This window comes from Vulcanisaeta sp. JCM 14467 (genome assembly GCF_001316245.1).
GTDB lineage: Archaea > Thermoproteota > Thermoprotei > Thermoproteales > Thermocladiaceae > Vulcanisaeta.
Genome location: NZ_BBDM01000017.1, coordinates 1 through 15,275, shown reverse-complemented (window position 1 = coordinate 15,275; position 15,275 = coordinate 1). Strand labels below are relative to the sequence as shown.

The 15,275-nt window shown below is 45.8% G+C and carries 25 protein-coding genes, 1 tRNA gene and 1 pseudogene; 11 read left to right on the top strand and 16 right to left on the bottom strand.

Annotation, left to right across the window (positions count from 1 at the left end; translation table 11 throughout):
- The first annotated feature begins 40 nt into the window (after nucleotides 1-40).
- On the top strand, nucleotides 41-952 hold the full coding sequence (locus tag JCM14467_RS13080) for an amidohydrolase family protein (protein WP_054850459.1): 912 nt from the start codon (nucleotides 41-43) through the stop codon (nucleotides 950-952).
- A 35-nt stretch (nucleotides 953-987) separates the two neighbouring features.
- On the opposite strand, the gene JCM14467_RS19580 is transcribed toward JCM14467_RS13080, so the two are convergent.
- Genes JCM14467_RS19580 through JCM14467_RS18805 form a run of 3 tightly spaced genes read right to left on the bottom strand, consistent with a single transcriptional unit; the run spans nucleotide 988 to nucleotide 1,533 of the window.
- Nucleotides 988-1,110: a hypothetical protein gene (locus JCM14467_RS19580; protein WP_256359263.1), complete on the bottom strand. Its 123-nt coding sequence runs from the start codon at nucleotides 1,108-1,110 to the stop codon at nucleotides 988-990.
- 1 nt (nucleotide 1,111) lies between these two features.
- Nucleotides 1,112-1,411 (bottom strand): hypothetical protein, encoded by a 300-nt coding sequence (locus tag JCM14467_RS18810; RefSeq protein WP_252901672.1) that lies wholly within the window; start codon nucleotides 1,409-1,411, stop codon nucleotides 1,112-1,114.
- Nucleotides 1,393-1,533: a hypothetical protein gene (locus JCM14467_RS18805; RefSeq protein WP_252901671.1), complete on the bottom strand. Its 141-nt coding sequence runs from the start codon at nucleotides 1,531-1,533 to the stop codon at nucleotides 1,393-1,395. The genes JCM14467_RS18810 and JCM14467_RS18805 overlap by 19 nt, the downstream gene beginning before the upstream one ends.
- A 148-nt stretch (nucleotides 1,534-1,681) precedes the next feature.
- Between JCM14467_RS18805 and JCM14467_RS13070 the strand changes: the two genes are divergently transcribed.
- Complete coding sequence (locus JCM14467_RS13070) at nucleotides 1,682-2,263, top strand: MFS transporter (protein WP_054850458.1); 582 nt, start codon at nucleotides 1,682-1,684, stop codon at nucleotides 2,261-2,263.
- Between the two features lie 37 nt (nucleotides 2,264-2,300).
- Here the strand turns inward: JCM14467_RS13070 and JCM14467_RS19575 are convergent, their stop codons facing one another.
- Nucleotides 2,301-2,432 (bottom strand): hypothetical protein, encoded by a 132-nt coding sequence (locus tag JCM14467_RS19575; RefSeq protein WP_256359262.1) that lies wholly within the window; start codon nucleotides 2,430-2,432, stop codon nucleotides 2,301-2,303.
- Nucleotides 2,433-2,510: 78 nt separating this feature from the next.
- Here JCM14467_RS19575 and JCM14467_RS13065 point away from each other — a divergent pair, with 78 nt between their 5' ends.
- Nucleotides 2,511-2,771 carry a hypothetical protein gene (locus JCM14467_RS13065; protein ID WP_054850457.1) on the top strand — a complete coding sequence of 87 codons (261 nt, stop codon included), beginning with the start codon at nucleotides 2,511-2,513 and terminating at the stop codon, nucleotides 2,769-2,771.
- Here JCM14467_RS13065 and JCM14467_RS13060 read toward each other — a convergent pair.
- The 7 genes from JCM14467_RS13060 to JCM14467_RS13035 form a co-directional block, all read right to left on the bottom strand.
- Nucleotides 2,764-3,765 carry an APC family permease gene (locus JCM14467_RS13060; protein ID WP_054850456.1) on the bottom strand — a complete coding sequence of 334 codons (1,002 nt, stop codon included), beginning with the start codon at nucleotides 3,763-3,765 and terminating at the stop codon, nucleotides 2,764-2,766. The two genes, JCM14467_RS13065 and JCM14467_RS13060, sit on opposite strands and share 8 nt — an antisense overlap.
- Nucleotides 3,737-4,174, bottom strand: coding sequence for a hypothetical protein (locus JCM14467_RS13055; RefSeq protein WP_252901670.1), 438 nt, complete (start codon nucleotides 4,172-4,174; stop codon nucleotides 3,737-3,739). Before JCM14467_RS13055 ends, JCM14467_RS13060 begins: the two co-directional genes overlap by 29 nt.
- A gap of 147 nt (nucleotides 4,175-4,321) precedes the next feature.
- Complete coding sequence (locus tag JCM14467_RS13050; protein ID WP_054850454.1) at nucleotides 4,322-4,912, bottom strand: DUF6884 domain-containing protein; 591 nt, start codon at nucleotides 4,910-4,912, stop codon at nucleotides 4,322-4,324.
- Nucleotides 4,891-5,097 (bottom strand): Rossmann-like domain-containing protein, encoded by a 207-nt coding sequence (locus JCM14467_RS18800; RefSeq protein ID WP_252901669.1) that lies wholly within the window; start codon nucleotides 5,095-5,097, stop codon nucleotides 4,891-4,893. The genes JCM14467_RS13050 and JCM14467_RS18800 overlap by 22 nt, the downstream gene beginning before the upstream one ends.
- 20 nt (nucleotides 5,098-5,117) lie before the next feature.
- Nucleotides 5,118-5,681: a Rossmann-like domain-containing protein gene (locus JCM14467_RS13045; protein WP_054850453.1), complete on the bottom strand. Its 564-nt coding sequence runs from the start codon at nucleotides 5,679-5,681 to the stop codon at nucleotides 5,118-5,120.
- 2 nt (nucleotides 5,682-5,683) lie between these two features.
- Nucleotides 5,684-6,424: a DUF72 domain-containing protein gene (locus JCM14467_RS13040; protein WP_054850452.1), complete on the bottom strand. Its 741-nt coding sequence runs from the start codon at nucleotides 6,422-6,424 to the stop codon at nucleotides 5,684-5,686.
- Between the two features lie 169 nt (nucleotides 6,425-6,593).
- On the bottom strand, nucleotides 6,594-8,069 hold the full coding sequence (locus JCM14467_RS13035; RefSeq protein ID WP_252901668.1) for a hypothetical protein: 1,476 nt from the start codon (nucleotides 8,067-8,069) through the stop codon (nucleotides 6,594-6,596).
- A gap of 137 nt (nucleotides 8,070-8,206) precedes the next feature.
- Between JCM14467_RS13035 and JCM14467_RS13030 the strand changes: the two genes are divergently transcribed.
- The gene (locus JCM14467_RS13030; RefSeq protein WP_054850450.1) at nucleotides 8,207-8,587 is read left to right on the top strand and encodes an aspartyl protease family protein; all 381 of its coding nucleotides are present in this window, start codon (nucleotides 8,207-8,209) and stop codon (nucleotides 8,585-8,587) included.
- Nucleotides 8,588-8,627: 40 nt separating this feature from the next.
- On the opposite strand, the gene JCM14467_RS13025 is transcribed toward JCM14467_RS13030, so the two are convergent.
- The 3 genes from JCM14467_RS13025 to JCM14467_RS18790 are packed head-to-tail and all read right to left on the bottom strand — an operon-like array spanning nucleotide 8,628 to nucleotide 9,815.
- Nucleotides 8,628-9,296 carry a 2,5-diamino-6-(ribosylamino)-4(3H)-pyrimidinone 5'-phosphate reductase gene (locus tag JCM14467_RS13025; protein ID WP_054850449.1) on the bottom strand — a complete coding sequence of 223 codons (669 nt, stop codon included), beginning with the start codon at nucleotides 9,294-9,296 and terminating at the stop codon, nucleotides 8,628-8,630.
- The gene (locus JCM14467_RS18795; RefSeq protein WP_252901667.1) at nucleotides 9,289-9,534 is read right to left on the bottom strand and encodes a DUF359 domain-containing protein; all 246 of its coding nucleotides are present in this window, start codon (nucleotides 9,532-9,534) and stop codon (nucleotides 9,289-9,291) included. The genes JCM14467_RS13025 and JCM14467_RS18795 overlap by 8 nt, the downstream gene beginning before the upstream one ends.
- A complete protein-coding gene (locus JCM14467_RS18790; protein WP_252901666.1) occupies nucleotides 9,531-9,815 on the bottom strand; it encodes a hypothetical protein in 285 nt (94 codons plus the stop codon). The genes JCM14467_RS18795 and JCM14467_RS18790 overlap by 4 nt, the downstream gene beginning before the upstream one ends.
- A 40-nt stretch (nucleotides 9,816-9,855) precedes the next feature.
- Here JCM14467_RS18790 and JCM14467_RS13015 point away from each other — a divergent pair, with 40 nt between their 5' ends.
- From JCM14467_RS13015 to JCM14467_RS12995, 6 genes are all read left to right on the top strand, one after another.
- Nucleotides 9,856-10,761, top strand: coding sequence for a hypothetical protein (locus JCM14467_RS13015; RefSeq protein ID WP_054850448.1), 906 nt, complete (start codon nucleotides 9,856-9,858; stop codon nucleotides 10,759-10,761).
- A gap of 79 nt (nucleotides 10,762-10,840) precedes the next feature.
- Nucleotides 10,841-11,140 (top strand): hypothetical protein, encoded by a 300-nt coding sequence (locus JCM14467_RS13010; RefSeq protein ID WP_054850447.1) that lies wholly within the window; start codon nucleotides 10,841-10,843, stop codon nucleotides 11,138-11,140.
- A 37-nt stretch (nucleotides 11,141-11,177) separates the two neighbouring features.
- Nucleotides 11,178-12,173 carry a tRNA pseudouridine(13) synthase TruD gene (truD, locus tag JCM14467_RS13005; RefSeq protein ID WP_252901665.1) on the top strand — a complete coding sequence of 332 codons (996 nt, stop codon included), beginning with the start codon at nucleotides 11,178-11,180 and terminating at the stop codon, nucleotides 12,171-12,173.
- Nucleotides 12,107-12,523, top strand: a complete 417-nt coding sequence (truD, locus tag JCM14467_RS18785; protein WP_252901664.1) for a tRNA pseudouridine(13) synthase TruD — start codon at nucleotides 12,107-12,109, stop codon at nucleotides 12,521-12,523. Before truD (JCM14467_RS13005) ends, truD (JCM14467_RS18785) begins: the two co-directional genes overlap by 67 nt.
- 68 nt (nucleotides 12,524-12,591) lie before the next feature.
- Entirely contained in the window at nucleotides 12,592-13,254 is a 663-nt protein-coding gene (locus JCM14467_RS13000) for a hypothetical protein (RefSeq protein ID WP_054850446.1), read from the top strand.
- 152 nt (nucleotides 13,255-13,406) lie between these two features.
- Nucleotides 13,407-13,504: transfer RNA gene (locus JCM14467_RS12995), tRNA-Thr, on the top strand.
- 5 nt (nucleotides 13,505-13,509) lie between these two features.
- Here JCM14467_RS12995 and JCM14467_RS12990 read toward each other — a convergent pair.
- Complete coding sequence (locus JCM14467_RS12990; protein ID WP_054850445.1) at nucleotides 13,510-14,184, bottom strand: hypothetical protein; 675 nt, start codon at nucleotides 14,182-14,184, stop codon at nucleotides 13,510-13,512.
- Nucleotides 14,185-14,281: 97 nt separating this feature from the next.
- Nucleotides 14,282-14,434, bottom strand: coding sequence for a hypothetical protein (locus JCM14467_RS18780; RefSeq protein ID WP_252901663.1), 153 nt, complete (start codon nucleotides 14,432-14,434; stop codon nucleotides 14,282-14,284).
- A gap of 179 nt (nucleotides 14,435-14,613) precedes the next feature.
- On the opposite strand from JCM14467_RS18780, the pseudogene JCM14467_RS12985 reads away from it, so the two are divergent.
- Nucleotides 14,614-15,275: pseudogene (locus JCM14467_RS12985) on the top strand (hypothetical protein); the annotation flags it as partial.

Sequence of the window (15,275 nt, the reverse complement as noted above, 5' to 3'; positions counted from 1 at the left end):
TGAATAGTATTTAAAAACGCAGCCACTATATGCATTCTATATGATAATAGACTTTCACGCATGCCCATCTGTAGACTTATCCCTAATTAAGGATAGACTCTCATTAATGAAGGTTACCAAGGTTGTCCTACAACCAATAGATGCATTACCACTATTCCATGTATTACCCAATGATTTCTTTAGAAAATTATCAATGGAGGACCCATACTCGGCATTACTCTGGAGTAAGTTTATACTTAGGTTAACGAGTATGTGGTCACCGAGGATGTATGACAACGTGAAATTATGGTATGAGGCAGCAAATTATGAGGGATTCTTCATACCACTAGCCAGTATTAACCCATCCCTTGGCGTTAAGTACGTCTATGAAAAGCTCGACGAGCTCGAGGGCCTAAATATCAGGGGTATCGTCGTATCACCCACCCTTCAATTATTCGACCCAATAAATACGAGAGCCTTTAGGGCAGTGCTTGAGTATGTTGAGAAAAATGACATGCTCCTCATAATGCACCTAGATCCCTGCCCATACAATGTGGACATATGTTTCAAGAACCTCATGCCCGACATACTCAATGAGGTTCTTGAGAGGTATAGCATTAACCTGGTAATATCTGCCTTGGGGTTATCCGAGGGCATGACCTACCCATGGCTTGAGAGAATAGCTAGGCTGGTGAAGAGGTATGATAGGGTTTACATAGAATCAACAGGTATTTCATGCATACTATTCAATACATTAATGGGTAGGAACTTCGTAAAGTCGGTTGGTACTGAGAAAATACTCTATGGTGGCGGTTACCCATACCTAAGGCTTAGGCAGGTAATTAGGAATTTAAACTGTATAGAGACGTCGGGTTTACCCAAGCATGATTTGGAAATGATACTTTATGATAATGCTGCTTATTTATTAAAGGATATGGGTATTGATGTTGAGAGTAAAGAAACAGAAAAATAAAACCATGTTTTAATGGATGATGATTACTTAGACTTTCACGGCGGTATTATGCCAAGCGGTGGTGGTACTCCCAACGACACTACGGCGCCAAGTATTAAAAATAGTACTCCATCTATTATCGCCAAGAGACCTGAGGTCCAGTGTAGTCTAGCGCTCATTCTATAACCGGCTATTGCTGCAGTCAATACCTGGAGCGCAAGGAAGAGCAACGCCAACGCCAGCAGTATCTGCAGTTAGCCCTGCCAATGCGGTAACGAAGAGGAAGTAAATCCCTGAGTAAAGCAATACATGGTTCATGGCAAACAGGTTGCTCTTACCTATCGTAGCCGCTATACCAATCATCCATAGGAGTGCGTCGAAGACGGCAGTGGCAGCTGCGGCTAGGGCATCGCCTGCGAGTACGTCAAATAACGTACCTATTAATAGCATGATTCCACCACTTATGAAGACGATGCCCAAGTCCCTGGCTCATTCTTCTTCCCAATATTCATATTGACACCGCCGACCGTTATTAGCATGGCACCACCAACTATATACACAAGGTCTGTTGCCGCCAGAGCCATGCTAGATGCTGCGACCATACGAAGTAATTGATAGTTAGTATTAATTTAAAAGCGTATGTTTTACTTTTAATATTTATACTATTTATAATTTCAGGGATGATATATAAGTCATTGAATGTGAGTTATTGCAATAAAAAAATTAATACGTTATGAGTAATGGCACGTGGTGAGGAGGTCGGTAATAGCCATAGTCATAATACTGGCAAGGATAGTATATAGTGCCTACTGGTTTTACCTGGCACCAGCACTACCAATAATAAGTATTGAGTTTAGGGTTAGCAAGGCACTGCTTGGTTTGGTGCCATTCATATTTATTGTTGGTGCGGCATCATTCCAAATACCGGCGGGTGTAATAGCAAGCCGCATTGGTAATGCGAGGACGGCGGGTCTCGGCCTGTTAATTATGGCCGTAACTGGCCTATTAACGCCACTCAGCACCAGCTTCTACGAGGTATTAATCCTCAGGCTAATCGCCGGTGTTGGTGCTGCCCTGTTCTTCTCGACAGGCGCCGCAATGCTATCGACAGCCTACCCTGAAAGAGTCGGCACACTTCTCGGCATTTATAACGCAGCATTCGGTCTCGGCTCTGGTATAGGGTTGGCGTGGGGCGTTACGTATGCATTCCTTGGGTGGAGGATATCAACAATGCTGCTCAGTGCTGTCGGTATTCCATTAGCCTGGTGGTGTTTTTCCTCCAGGGTGGTTACATGCGTGTACCACGTATTAGGTTTAGCCGTGATGCGATAGTAATAGGTATAGCAACAAGTGGTTTCTGGGGCGCGTATTATGCTGCAGGTAGTTTATTACCCACGTACGCCGTGTCCAGGGGCTTACCGCTGTACACGTCCTCACTGCTCACATCAATAATGCTATTCTCGAGTATCTTCGGAGGACTTTCTGGACGGGTAATCGACATCATTAAGAATAGGGTATTACTAATAATTATACTGACAATAATAGCACGATACCACTCCTTTCAGTACCAACATTAAACGTGGCGGCCATAATAATTGCTGGAAGCCTAATGGGCTTCACAAACGAATTAGCACTGACGGCAGCATACACGTTGGCTGCCAAGCACGAGAACCCAGCCCTATCCCTGGCGACCCTAAACGCCCTTAACATGGTCATTGGCATGTGGCTGAGTGTATTATTCACAGAAACCATGGTTATGTCAAGCACGCTGCCCTGGGCACTAATGGTGATAGTATCCCTAGCACTTTTACCACTCCTAAGGCTTGTGAAGACTACTTAACAATTCTATAACGAAATCCGGACCCGAGGAGCCCCCTCATTAATAATGACCTTACCATTAGGTAAATGACAACCATCGCTAGAACCACAAAGTACGGCGTTAATTCGACCAGGTTTACACCAAGCACGGACTCTACAGCCGTGAATATCGTTATTAAGGCTGCGGTTATGGACACGGCCTTATCCAAACCCCTCATGGTGTCTACGCCGTAGAGCACGGCCTTAATCTTCCTCGTGGCTGCTCTAAAGAGGGCGAAGTTGGCTGATAGGTGAACGATTAGGTTTGCGAGCATTGATAGGAAGCCAAGGAGTAGGAAGGCGTTGAACGGGCCGAGTAAGTAGGTCGTTGTTATGGCAAGTGCGTCAAGGGCTAATGCGCTGATTAATACCGAAATGACTGGGTTACCCTTACTATTAATCAGCGATAATATGCTTGGTAATTGTCCATCATCAGCCATAGCGTATAGCGTCCTTGACGCAGCAAGCACATAGGCAAGACTACCGAGCACGCCGTCATTAATCATCGCAAATATTACTATTGGGTCGAGTAATACGCCGAGGAAGTGATGCAGTATGATGATAACAGGCGATAAACCTCTACTAGTGGCCTTGCTTAGGAAGTTAATGAATTCGTGGATGTTCATGTACGATAAGCCCGCAACAGCCGTTGAGTAAATGGCTAAGGCAGCCAGGGCGCCTCCGGTGATTATGACGGCTTGAACCGCACGACTAACTATCTCCCTAGCCCTCTTAACCTCACCACTCAACGGCGCTATTGTGCCATAGCCCGTAGGTATGGCTATTGCGTAGACCACGGCAACCATCAGTGTTGATAACGGTACCGAACTCATGTAAGCAAAGGGATTGAAGAAGATCCCATGAGGAATTAGCAATAACACCACGGATATTAGTACGAGGGCTACCATCTCCAGAGAGCCGGCAAAGATTGCGTACTTAGCCGAGATCCTAATACCTAGGTACGCCAATATCGTCATTACCAATAGGGATATGGATAGCTGACCTGCCAGGGAATGCCCAGGATCCACTGGCTAGGTACGAGGCACCAATTACGTAAGCCGCGCCATAAAGGATTGCGTAGAATAGGTAATTCCAACCAATGAAGAAGCCCGTTGGCTTACCGCCAAGGTACTTAGTGGCGTACTTATAATAACCGCCAGCCTCAGTAACTCTCTTACTCAGCCTAGCAACCACTAAGCCATTAATAAACGCGACCAGGGTACCGATTATTATTGCCACGGGACCTGCCAAGCCAGCTATTGCCAAAACCGCTGAGGCGTAAGTCAAGTCGCTAAGGAAGGGTGATTGCCCGCCTAGGCTTGCGAAGAATACATCCCAGAATCCAAGCACCCTACGCAGGCCGACCTCACTTACACTATTACGCAAATTATTATTTATGCTGTTGTTCATATCTATGACTTTATGATAGCGCAGAAACAATGTCTTTAAAAAAACTAACTGCCTTTTACTAAGATATTCGCCTGAAAAGGTCGTGGAGTCTTTCCCTTATTGACGATTACTTTTAAAAATTTTCTATTTAGAGTAATTAGAAATTGAAGGACACAGCCCAATCAATAATCTTCTCAGTACTGATTGGGAATCGCCAGGCCCCTTAATGAAGTGATGAACCGCATTACTGCAATTGAGAATGCTATCTCTGGCTGTGATTACGTGAATTTCCCTACCCAATACGCAGGGATTAACTACCAACCTCCTGAAATAACCCATGTATGTCCTCGTTAACCTAATAATGGCGTGATCCCACTTACCACTAATCAAACGCCCCAGGTCAGGGTTACCATAAACAGCCCACCTCTGGATTACGGATTCATCGGCGTTGCCCAGGTATGCATTATACGGTATTACCAATCTATTACCAGAAATAATGCCATACCTGGCAGATAAGACGAATACATCAATGCAATCCCTAAAGTGCCTTAAAACCCTAAATTCAGGCCCATCATACATGTCAAGAGCTGGCTTCACTAAATCGCTAAGAACCTCCCTGTACCACTCCTCACTCTCAAGGTCAAAGCCAGGCACCCTACCCAACCTCCTCCTAACCTCCTCCATGTCCACGGACTTCCTCCTACTACAATTAACTATGACGAGTACCTTACCCACTGAGTTGTCTTCGTGGATACGTACTTAAATAATAACCCCCTCTTATCAAGCAACCTATAACCAGCACCGAGCTTAAGCAGTTGAACGATGACGCGCGGGTCCCTAACCAAGGAACTACCAACAACGTCGATACCCAGGTCATGAAGCACGGGAGGATAGGCAGCCGCCGTTGGCCCACTTAGCACAGTAATTGCATTGCCCTTTCTCAGGCTAGTAGTTGGTCGATTGTGTTGTTCACGATTGCTGAGCCCGTTATCACGAGTAGGTCGCAGTTGGGTATTATAAGTGGCGCATCAATATCTGGGTAACTATCATGTCTCAAGTCACTCCTCCTCTCCAATTGATACACGGTACACCCACCCCTAAGCGCCTCAGCGACAGGCGTGATACTACCCACGAAACATGCCGTGCAATTAGGCCTTACGTATTTCAAGATCTCACTCTTTAAATCACCCTGACTCAGCCTTAACCCCTCACGAACAACCAGGTAATGGGATATGGCGTTAATTAAGGCGACACCCAACGCCCTGACCAATGAGTCTAGATTGGTAACGAGTTCAGGGAGCTCCTCAACCCTCGGTTCAACGCCTATCTCACCGGCTCTCAGGTCCTCGGTGGGTGTGTAGGCTATCCCGAGGAATTCCCCAAGTCTCGTGTTAATCAGCACGTATGTGTAGTTCAAGCAATTGCATTGGTCGAGTACCTTAACATCGTCGCTACCAAGGACCTTAAGGACCTCCTCGGCCACGCGCCTACTGAAGGTCTGCATACTCACTTCCCAATCAACTCCTTAAACCTAAGGGCATCATTAAGCATGTGAACGTTATTGAACATTACATAAACCGTGGACTCCTCAATACCATCAATCAACTCCTTAAGTCTCCTTAAGTCATCATCAGTATACTTATATGAGTAATTAACCTCGCCCTTACCAATACCGTGAAGCCTAAAGTACGCCATGCCATGGTGAACCAGGACTTCCCGCCTAAATGGGTCAACGATATGGATCACGCCTGCCTCCTCGAAAATCCTCCTCAGCAGGTCAATATTATTGTAGCTAATGCCCCTTGGCTCCCAACCAGCCCTCTCGCCAATGCCTATGGTTCGGAAGAACTCAATAACCTCCCTAGCAGACTCCTCAGTAATCTCCATGGACGGCGGAGTCTGAAACACGTAGAAAACCGGGTTAAGCGGCTTGGTTACCTTGAGGAATTCGTCCCAAAGCTTGAGATTCTCCCTAGTGGGTCTCAGCAAGCCATAATTACCCAGGTTGCCCGTGAGCCTAGTCCTCCTCATCCTACGCCATGTCGGTGAATCGTTCGTGTGGGTTAAGCCCTGGAACACCTTAACGGCAAACTGAAAATCACCGGGCGCCTCACTCCTTAGGTTACTCATTCTCTCCTGGGTCGGCATGTCATAGAACGTGTCCTGCAACTCCACAACCCTGAATAGCGAGTAGTACTTAGATCGTGAGGTGGGGAATCCGCAGGTTCCTACAAATACCGTCTTCATTAAAATAATACTTTACTATGGACTATATTATGCTTTATCCCGTCCATTTTCAACGTATAGACCAGAATTAACATAAGCCCTAATAATTATGACACAGTATTATGAAATAATAATGTAGTTTTGAGAGATAGAAGGAGCAATAATTATGGGCACTTATTAGTACCGTAGATCACGTTGTACGTACACCAGAGGGGTAGTTAATCGATAATTGCTTAACAGTCCAGGGCGTGCCTGGTTGGTACTCAAGTACGAAATACACAACGCTACCAAATGCATTCTCATAAGGATAGGAGCCATAACACACGACACCCCTCTCCCAATAGACTGGCGAGACCACGGTATTGAGATTATTAGCTCCCTGAACTAATGCCCATTCTCCACTATTGACCTCAAAACCCACTGGGTACCAAGCATTGGCACTCGTTGATTGCGGTAGGCAGGTCCATTGGTTGAGGAATGCGAACCACCAAACAATGTTATTAAGCGATACCGTGGGCGTGGACTGAAAATCCGTTATGAAGTTCCTATCGGTCGTACCTGTGCTAGAGGCCGTTGGTTGGAATTGGAAGTTAAGAGTAACACCACCTGGTAAAGGTACTGATATGCTGATATAGCTCAATATACCAGGCGTACAGGTGATTGTGCCAGGCTGTATACCCGTACCACCTACATACCCCATGTATGAGTTAATGCCGTTCAGCACGCCGTAATAGTCATCCCACGCCGTGGTCATGTTAATACCAGCCCTGTAGTAGGCGAAGGAACCACCGCTGAAGCCTGGTATATAATTCATGAAGCCAAGATACTCAACTGGAACCTCAGGTATGATACCTGTGGACATAGAGTTAACGACTACGATACAATAATCGAATTGATATGTTGAGGTTATTCCATCATAATACGCGGTTATTTGTCGAGGTCCTGTACCGAAGAACCAACCATATTGACCATTAAGTTGCCCACCATAGTTAACTTGTATGTATTGGCATGGGTCTTGATTAATTATTGGGTCAAGATTGGCAGCGGTATTAATATTGACGCTCTTATGAGTTATGTTGTACCAAGTCCTCATTATTGATTGCAATTGCTCTATCTGGTTGATAGGCACCACACTAATTGTTAAACCATTATTACCAAAGCCGACGATGTATGATGACTCATTGATAGAGAAGACTGGGAAGCCTATTACCTTACTGTGATAGTGGTTACCCCAAGCCACGGCTATTGTCTCCTCAAGCATTAGGATCTCCTTTGGGTCTTTGCTTATGATTATGATGAGGTCATTCTTACCTATTGGATTCTCCAGTGCCCTTGCTAATTCATTATAATTTATGTGCAGTGTCTTGTTTACGTAGTTCCAATCTATGATTATGACTGAGCCGCTAGGTGTTGAGGGTAATTCACTAGGGTTAACAAAGCTTATGGCACTTAATGGGAATCCTAATCCCGTTAAGTTTTTAGTTAGTGATTGGGGACCTACCACGAAGACATTTGCGCTGGTAGGTAATGAGAAATAAGTTGATTGATACTCAGTGGGTTTCGCGTGCCTTGGTATAATTATGTACTGGCTTGTGAAGGTGATGGCTATTGCCATTAGTATGGCGAGTATTGATAGAGCTAAAACCCACGACCTAGACAGGCTCATACCCATCAACTTAACACTGCATATCGGATTTTTTTTTTTACTTCGGGTGTTCATAAAAGTTGGGCCGAATAAGGATTGAAATAACCCCACAGTAATTCCTAAAGGCTTAATTACTCCTAGTTATTATTCATGTGCATATGGGTTATGTTAGGGTTAAGGGCGTTATAGGCAGTGCGGATGGGTCGAAAGTTAAGGAGGTTGATTTCCTAGTTGATACTGGCGCGTTCTACACGGTGATAGGTCCGGGACTCGCTGAGGACCTGGGTATAAAGCCCATGACCACAATAAGGCTTAAGCTAGCTGATGGTCGTGAGGTTACTGCCAGTTTGTCCTTAGCCTACATGCGATTCCTCGATAGGGATGGCGTGTTTCCAGTCGTCATTATGGAGTCTCCAGAGCCATTACTGGGCGTCGTGACGCTTGAGGGCCTTGGCCTTCGTGTTGATCCAACCACTGGCAGGTTAGAGTATTCAAGGCCATACGGATTAGCCATATTCATGGGTCAGGTGGGTAATTGAACGTAATCAATTACCGACCTCGTTATGGCTTAAACGTGGTTTACGAGGAATTAAGCCTTTCAACGGTGTAATCAAGCACAACCTCCTGACCGCACTCACAAACCCTGACCCAGTTTAGTCTCAGCCTTGGTCCTTCCATCGTTGTTGGGTAGCCAATTCCCTCCATGAATGATGTACCTGCCCCAAATATGTAAGGCGATATCGTGAGCCTAATCTCATCAACGAGACCCTCCTTAATCAACTCCCAATTAAGGTGGCCGCCGCCCTCGACGAGGACTTTCCTAACTCCCTTCTCCGTGAATAACCTCTCGAGGACTTTACCAAGGTCAACCCTCTCCTTACCCATTACCCAAACCTCGACGCCCATGTTAATCAGTTGCATCACCTTATTGGGATCGGCCGCCTCAGTGGTGGCTATTATTGTTGGCGCCTCCTTATTCGTAATCACCCTAGCCGTCAGTGGTATCCTTAACTTACCGTCTATGACCACCCTTATTGGGTTCCTACTTGCCTTAACGTACCTAGGCGTTAGTGATGGGTCGTCATTAATCACGGTGTTGGCCCCAACCATTATTGCGTCGACGCTTGCCCTCACCTCGTGGAGTCTCTTTAGGTCGAAGGGGCAGGAAAGCCTTGAGTAACCCGTCTTACTGGCTATCCTACCATCTATCGAGGCTGCTGAGACTATGATGACGTAGGGCCTAGGCATTGCCTGGTCTCATCATTGAGAATAATTTTAGCATTGCTAGCTTGTACTCGTCAGTGATGGGAATTGCGATTAAGTAACCGGTATAGAGACCGTACAGCACCAACGAGCCCCTCGGCGCCAGGAGCACGGCTGGTATGGCGAGTAAATCCTCCTCACCATCAACCTGAATGAGCACCCTCGACCCACCCATCGCCATCGCCATGGCCCTCCTTACCGCGTTAATCACCTCAATACTCAACGTGGCCGGCTATTCACTATACTAATGACTTCGTCGAACCCCGTGGCCTCGGCACCACCCATACCAATGGTCCTCCTCGTCTTTAAATCCATAAACGCAAGGTTGGGTACCCTCCAATACTTAATTGTGTTCAGGGTAACCACATCACCAACCGTTATTAGGAATGATTTTTCATACTCACTCCTTACCCTAATGATCGAGTCAGGCGCCTCCCTACTAATGGCTATACCAAGCGGCCAAGCCATCATTGACCTAGCCCACTTACTAGTCAACACATACACGGCAATGCCTTATTAACAAGTCATTAATAAGGAGTATGGCGTGCTAGCCTACATTGACTACCCCGAATGGAGACGCCTAATCGAGGACTACAAAACACTGGATGAGTTACTAACGAGGAATATGAAGCAAGCCCTATCGCTCATCGTGATGGTTGGTGGTGGTTATGACGAGTCGATTAATAGCCCATTCCTAAGGGTTTGGAATGGGCTAACGGGTAATGCAAGCTTTATCGAGGATGTCCACGCATTGGCAATTCAGTATAGGAGGGGTTTGATCAGGGATGTTGACCTGGCAGGGGCCCTAATCGATTTGCTCAGTAGGAGAAGTTTCTCCCTGGTTGATCTCATAATGATGAATAATTACCTCAAACTTATCAATGACATTAACGTCCTAGACCTAGGCCTGGCAATATTTTATGAGAACCCTGAGTCCATACTAGCCGGTGTTAGGGAGCCCGCCGACCTAGTGCCTAATAAGCTAGTCAGTAGGGAGTTAACGATAGACCTCGAGGCTAAGTGCATGGTCGTTAAGAGAACATTCTCCGTACACCTATCAAGGCAGTATGAATCCAACATATACGTGATTGATTGGTCCAACCCCGGCTTAATACCCTATAGTAAGTTTGCGGTGCCTAGGGTTGAGGGTGTCGAGGTCTCGGACCCAATCTTCTCCTCAATCACCCGACTTAGGGTTAGGGCTGTGAGTAGGGTCATTGGTAAGGACTTCGTACTCACCTTACCAAAGCCCGTGGATGTTAAGACAGACACCAATTACTGCGATGGTAATGTCTTTGTCTCCCTACCACAGAGCATGGGGCTCAGTGACTACCTATCCCTAATTGGTAAGTTAATGAGTATGGGGTATAACGTACGTAAGTCACCGTTCACACGCGTCGACGAGCTCATCGGGCATTGCCTATCGAGTCGTGGGCAGGAAGTGAAGTAAAAGTTTCACTCAACCCTGTTACTTATTGTATACATGACTCTGGAAGTAATTTATTAATCGCAGGGAGAGTAACTAGTTGATGGGTAGCTTCAGAAAACTTTCACTAATGAGGGTTAAAGGATTAACGATTGCAGTGGCTGAGATGGACAATGAAAGGTATGTATTAATAAATAATGAGGCATCAGAAGTAGTTAGTGAGGTAAATAGGTTGCTTGGATTGAGGAGGTGTTCTTCGTGTGGTCGCTGGGTTGGGCCTGAGGATCTCGGTTACGTGGAAATAATCAATAATAGAGTTACTAAGGTGCTGTGCCGGGACTGCCTTGGGAAGGCATACCTAGATATTGCCGAGTTGATGAGCCAATGTGTCACTAAGTATTAAATTCCTCTTCTTTCCCTTCACTGCCAAGGTCAGTATAATGCCATTGGCATCCGAGGCTTGGCTTGATAGGTATGTTGGGATGAATTATTACATCACTGACTGTGAGGGTGTTGGTGGTAGGGTTAAGGAGAGACTCGAGGACTTCATTGTTGAGGAGGTGCTTATTGATGGGCAGGTCGTGCCGACCAGCATAACCGGAAAGCCGCTACCCAAGATCGTTAATAAGCCAGGTCCTTGGGTCTGGATGATAATTGAGAAGAGGGGTATTGACGCAATAACGTTGTTACTAATACTTAGTAGGAAGCTCGGTGTTAACCCACGTGACATTAGCTTCGGTGGTCTTAAGGATGCTGTGGCGGTGACGTCGCAAATAGTTTCTGTGCGTGGGGTCTCGATTAATGATGTGCCCAGTGACTTTGGTAGGGATGTTAAGGTGCTCAGCGCGGTGAGCATGGATAGGGCTTTCATAACCAGCGATATTTGGGGTAACGAGTTCACCATTAGGGTCAGGAATATCGACATATCTAGGATGGGAAGCATTAATTGTGTGCTTAATCAATTAATGGAGAGGGGATTACCGACCTACTACGGTTATCAAAGGTTCGGCCTGAGGAGACCGAATTCCCACGTCATTGGTAAGTACATAGTCCTTGGGGAGTTTGATAAGGCTGTCGATGAGTTACTAGCCCATGCATACCCGATGGAGCCGCCAAGGATTAGGGAAGCCAGGGAACTCATTGCGAGAGGTGATTACTCAAGGGCCCTTGAGCTAATACCGAGGAGTTACAAGTACTACCCTGAGAGAGCCGTACTTAGGCAATTGGTTAGTAATCCAAGGGACTTCGTTAACGCCCTCAGGAAGTTACCTCACGAATTGTTAAATCTATACGTGGAATCATACCAATCATACCTATTCAACCTAGCCCTGAGCGAGAGGATAGGCAGGGGCCTACCAATAAATAGGCGTTGCCTGGTGACATTGTTGCCCTACTCGATGAGCATGGGTTACCGACAAAGCACGTTATCCACGTGAATGAGTCTATGGTGGATAAGGTCAATGAGTTGATAGTGAGGGGTCGCGCAGTCCCCGTTGGTCACTTAGTGGGTTATAACACTAGGCTTCTACCTGGTCCTCAGGGCGATATGGAGCTTGGCGTGCTTAGGAGTGAGGGTGTGGACCCGGCGATGTTCATGGTCAAGTCAATACCCAAGTTATCGGTTAGGGGTGGTTATAGACCGTTATTTATCAAGCCCATGATTATTAGCGTTAATTTAATTGGTAGTGAATTGGACATGGTCTTCCGACTACCCCGCGGTAATTATGCCACGGTCCTCCTCAGGGAGTTAATAAAGAGTAGGCAGCCTGAGGTTGATTTTACGTGAGTTACGTAATCGTTAGTCATAAGTATGACTGAGAAATGATATTAAAGGCAAAACAGTGACGTAGTGGGATGCAGCCAATACTACTGGGTGTCCCAGGGCTTGAGTATCAGGGCTTCATGGAGTGTGAGACGAACTTCCTACTATCACTAATGAACTCAATAGAGAGGGGAGTCACCGAGAACAAAAAGCCCCAGTACCCAGACAAGTCCTGGTGGTCGGTGCTTATGATGGAGCCCGTTAAGGACATACCAAGCATAGACCCAATGCAGGCGCCGCTAGTTAAACTAACCAGGGCATCACTGATAAACATACCAATAACAAACCCCACATACGGAAAGTACAGCATAAAGATGGACCAGGAGGTTGACCCAGCCACGGAAATAAACAACGTAATAAGTGCTATAATAACCGAGGCCCAGGCAAGGCCCGTGATAGCCTCAATAAATGCACTCGACAGATTCCTACACGTAAAGCCACAAATGAGGTGCGAAATCTATAACCAACTCGACAGGGCATTGAGGACCTTAATAATGAGGGGTGACATAACGCACATAATACTATTCTCACCCTACGGAAACCCACAGGGACCAGAGGAGGGTAATCACTCAGACTACGGTGTCTACATAGCCACAGTAACCAGACCAAGGCATGAAGACACGGTTAAAATACACGAAATAGGCTACCTATTCAACCAGGCAGTTGAGGACATAATGGCAAGCCAGGGATATTGAATCCATAAAAATAACTACGTAAGCCCTAAGATTAGCCATACCCACTCAACTTCCAAACTAAGCACATAACCCATAATAGGTACAGGGCATTGGTAATTCACGGTAAATACATTACGAAAAATTTAAAACCCATGTAACACAGTAAGTGCCGAGCCCCGGTAGCTCAGCCGGTCGGAGCGCCCTGGGGCAATCGCCCCGTGCAAGCCTTGTAAGCGGGAGGTCCCGGGTTCAAATCCCGGCCGGGGCTCCAGCAAATCATTGTATTCCAATAATTTCGCTTTGGAAAGGTATTGGTTGTGGCTTCTCCCTTGGCGTATTTGGGGGTACGACATTCGGTGAGGTGTATCCACATTGTGGGTAGAATACAATATTGCTAATTAGCGTCCCAGTTAATGGCTTTAGTACCGTTATGTTTATTGGCGTGTTTGGTTCGTTATGCCCGTAAATCGCTACGATTATTGTGTATGCCCCAGGCCCTAGGGTTACGTTGAGCCATACCGGGCCACTACCATTCACGCACCTTATGTAGCCATAACCATTTCTGGGTATGAATGTGTTATTCCCGACAGTTAATGGAATGAGACTTGTCGCAGCCTCCGGCATTATGCACACGTAAACCGACGGCCTTAAGTAGAACTCACCAGTTATGTAGTAAGTCCCATTGAGTGCGAAATCCACCATGATGATGTTATCCACGTTGCCACCAATTAGTAGTGTACCATTTGGTAAATATAGTAGGGGAATATTTACGTACTTTGATAATGTGGGTGCCTTGCAGGGTACGTAGCCAAGAGCCCTTACTAAATTGTTCTCATACTCAGTAAGGTTTGCGGTTACGGCATAAATCACTAGGCCAGTGATGATTAGGACTCCAAATAAGACGGCAAAGAGTAGGTAGGCATCGACCTCAATCTTAATTGTACGGGACATAGAGACACTGCATTAATGTATTAAGTCCATAATTTAAATTTTATTATTGCATTTCTATCTTTTCACGGTCTTTCCACGGGCGCTTCCTTAAATATATCTATTCCCTAAATTCAATTCCGATGAGGTCCCTGGCAATACTCCTCCTTGTGGGAATCGCCCTATTAGTCATTATGGGTATTACTATTTCGTATGCCCAAAGTGTTAATTCATCTATTAGCGTCAATGGGAGTGTTAATGCCACAAGTCTCATCGCATCTTACTACGTTCACCTAATCATGGCTGAGCATTGTTGAGGCTCTGAATGCGAGTGGTATTAATTCAACGGCAGTTATTGAGTTAATTAATGAGGCGGTATCCTACGCCAATGCGGGTAACTACCTGGAGGCTATTGTCACGTTAAATAGCGCGATTAACCTCGCCGCTCAGTTAATGGCTGGTGGGCATGTTAATTCAACACAGACGGTGATTAACAACTATGCTTCATTTACGTCGGCACTAAATAATACCATAATTAATAACTTGTTAAGTAATGAGACCATAGCTAACTTCACATTGAGAGTCTTGACGGCATTAGGCAAGGGTGGTAATACCACGTACCTATTAAACATGAGCATTGGAATACTAAGCAATGAGGAAAAGCACCTACACCTATACGTGCCGCCTAATGCCCTCCTAGGTTTAAACACCGCAATCAACGTGTTAAATACGACGTATAATGAATTAATGAGTGCGGGCTATAACTCAACGATTAGGCAATTAACAATTATTAAGACCGAAATAATAACAATTTCATTACTAACTCCCCCAAGTGCAAGGACCCACACGCTATTACAGGTGGTAATGCCATACATCACACCACTGGGTGAGAATGTCTCAGGGGCCCTTAGTCAATTATCGACGTTACTAAACACCACAATACCCATGCCACAGCAACTCAGTCAATGCATGGGTGAGATCAACGAGACACTGACCCCATTATTAAACGGGTCATTGAGTGGACCTGAGGTGTATGTTGAGACGAATGAATTTGTTAATAACTACATAACCTGCCTGGGGTGGATCAGGGTATTCATTAATGAGACTAACGCCAC

Excerpts from the sequence above, each read along its gene's own strand:
- JCM14467_RS13060 (WP_054850456.1), bottom strand. The coding sequence starts at position 3,765 with ATGACGATATTGGCGTACCTAGGTATTAGGATCTCGGCTAAGTACGCA.
- JCM14467_RS13035 (WP_252901668.1), bottom strand. The coding sequence starts at position 8,069 with ATGAGCCTGTCTAGGTCGTGGGTTTTAGCTCTATCAATACTCGCCATA.
- JCM14467_RS13025 (WP_054850449.1), bottom strand. The coding sequence starts at position 9,296 with ATGCCTAGGCCCTACGTCATCATAGTCTCAGCAGCCTCGATAGATGGT.
- JCM14467_RS13030 (WP_054850450.1), top strand. The coding sequence starts at position 8,207 with ATGGGTTATGTTAGGGTTAAGGGCGTTATAGGCAGTGCGGATGGGTCG.
- JCM14467_RS18780 (WP_252901663.1), bottom strand. The coding sequence starts at position 14,434 with ATGAGACTTGTGGCATTAACACTCCCATTGACGCTAATAGATGAATTA.
- JCM14467_RS13040 (WP_054850452.1), bottom strand. The coding sequence starts at position 6,424 with ATGAAGACGGTATTTGTAGGAACCTGCGGATTCCCCACCTCACGATCT.
- JCM14467_RS13045 (WP_054850453.1), bottom strand. The coding sequence starts at position 5,681 with ATGCAGACCTTCAGTAGGCGCGTGGCCGAGGAGGTCCTTAAGGTCCTT.
- JCM14467_RS13010 (WP_054850447.1), top strand. The coding sequence starts at position 10,841 with ATGGGTAGCTTCAGAAAACTTTCACTAATGAGGGTTAAAGGATTAACG.
- JCM14467_RS19575 (WP_256359262.1), bottom strand. The coding sequence starts at position 2,432 with ATGTCGATTACCCGTCCAGAAAGTCCTCCGAAGATACTCGAGAATAGC.
- JCM14467_RS13000 (WP_054850446.1), top strand. The coding sequence starts at position 12,592 with ATGCAGCCAATACTACTGGGTGTCCCAGGGCTTGAGTATCAGGGCTTC.
- JCM14467_RS12990 (WP_054850445.1), bottom strand. The coding sequence starts at position 14,184 with ATGTCCCGTACAATTAAGATTGAGGTCGATGCCTACCTACTCTTTGCC.
- JCM14467_RS18805 (WP_252901671.1), bottom strand. The coding sequence starts at position 1,533 with ATGGTCGCAGCATCTAGCATGGCTCTGGCGGCAACAGACCTTGTGTAT.
- truD (WP_252901665.1), top strand. The coding sequence starts at position 11,178 with ATGCCATTGGCATCCGAGGCTTGGCTTGATAGGTATGTTGGGATGAAT.
- JCM14467_RS19580 (WP_256359263.1), bottom strand. The coding sequence starts at position 1,110 with ATGAGCGCTAGACTACACTGGACCTCAGGTCTCTTGGCGATAATAGAT.
- JCM14467_RS13080 (WP_054850459.1), top strand. The coding sequence starts at position 41 with ATGATAATAGACTTTCACGCATGCCCATCTGTAGACTTATCCCTAATT.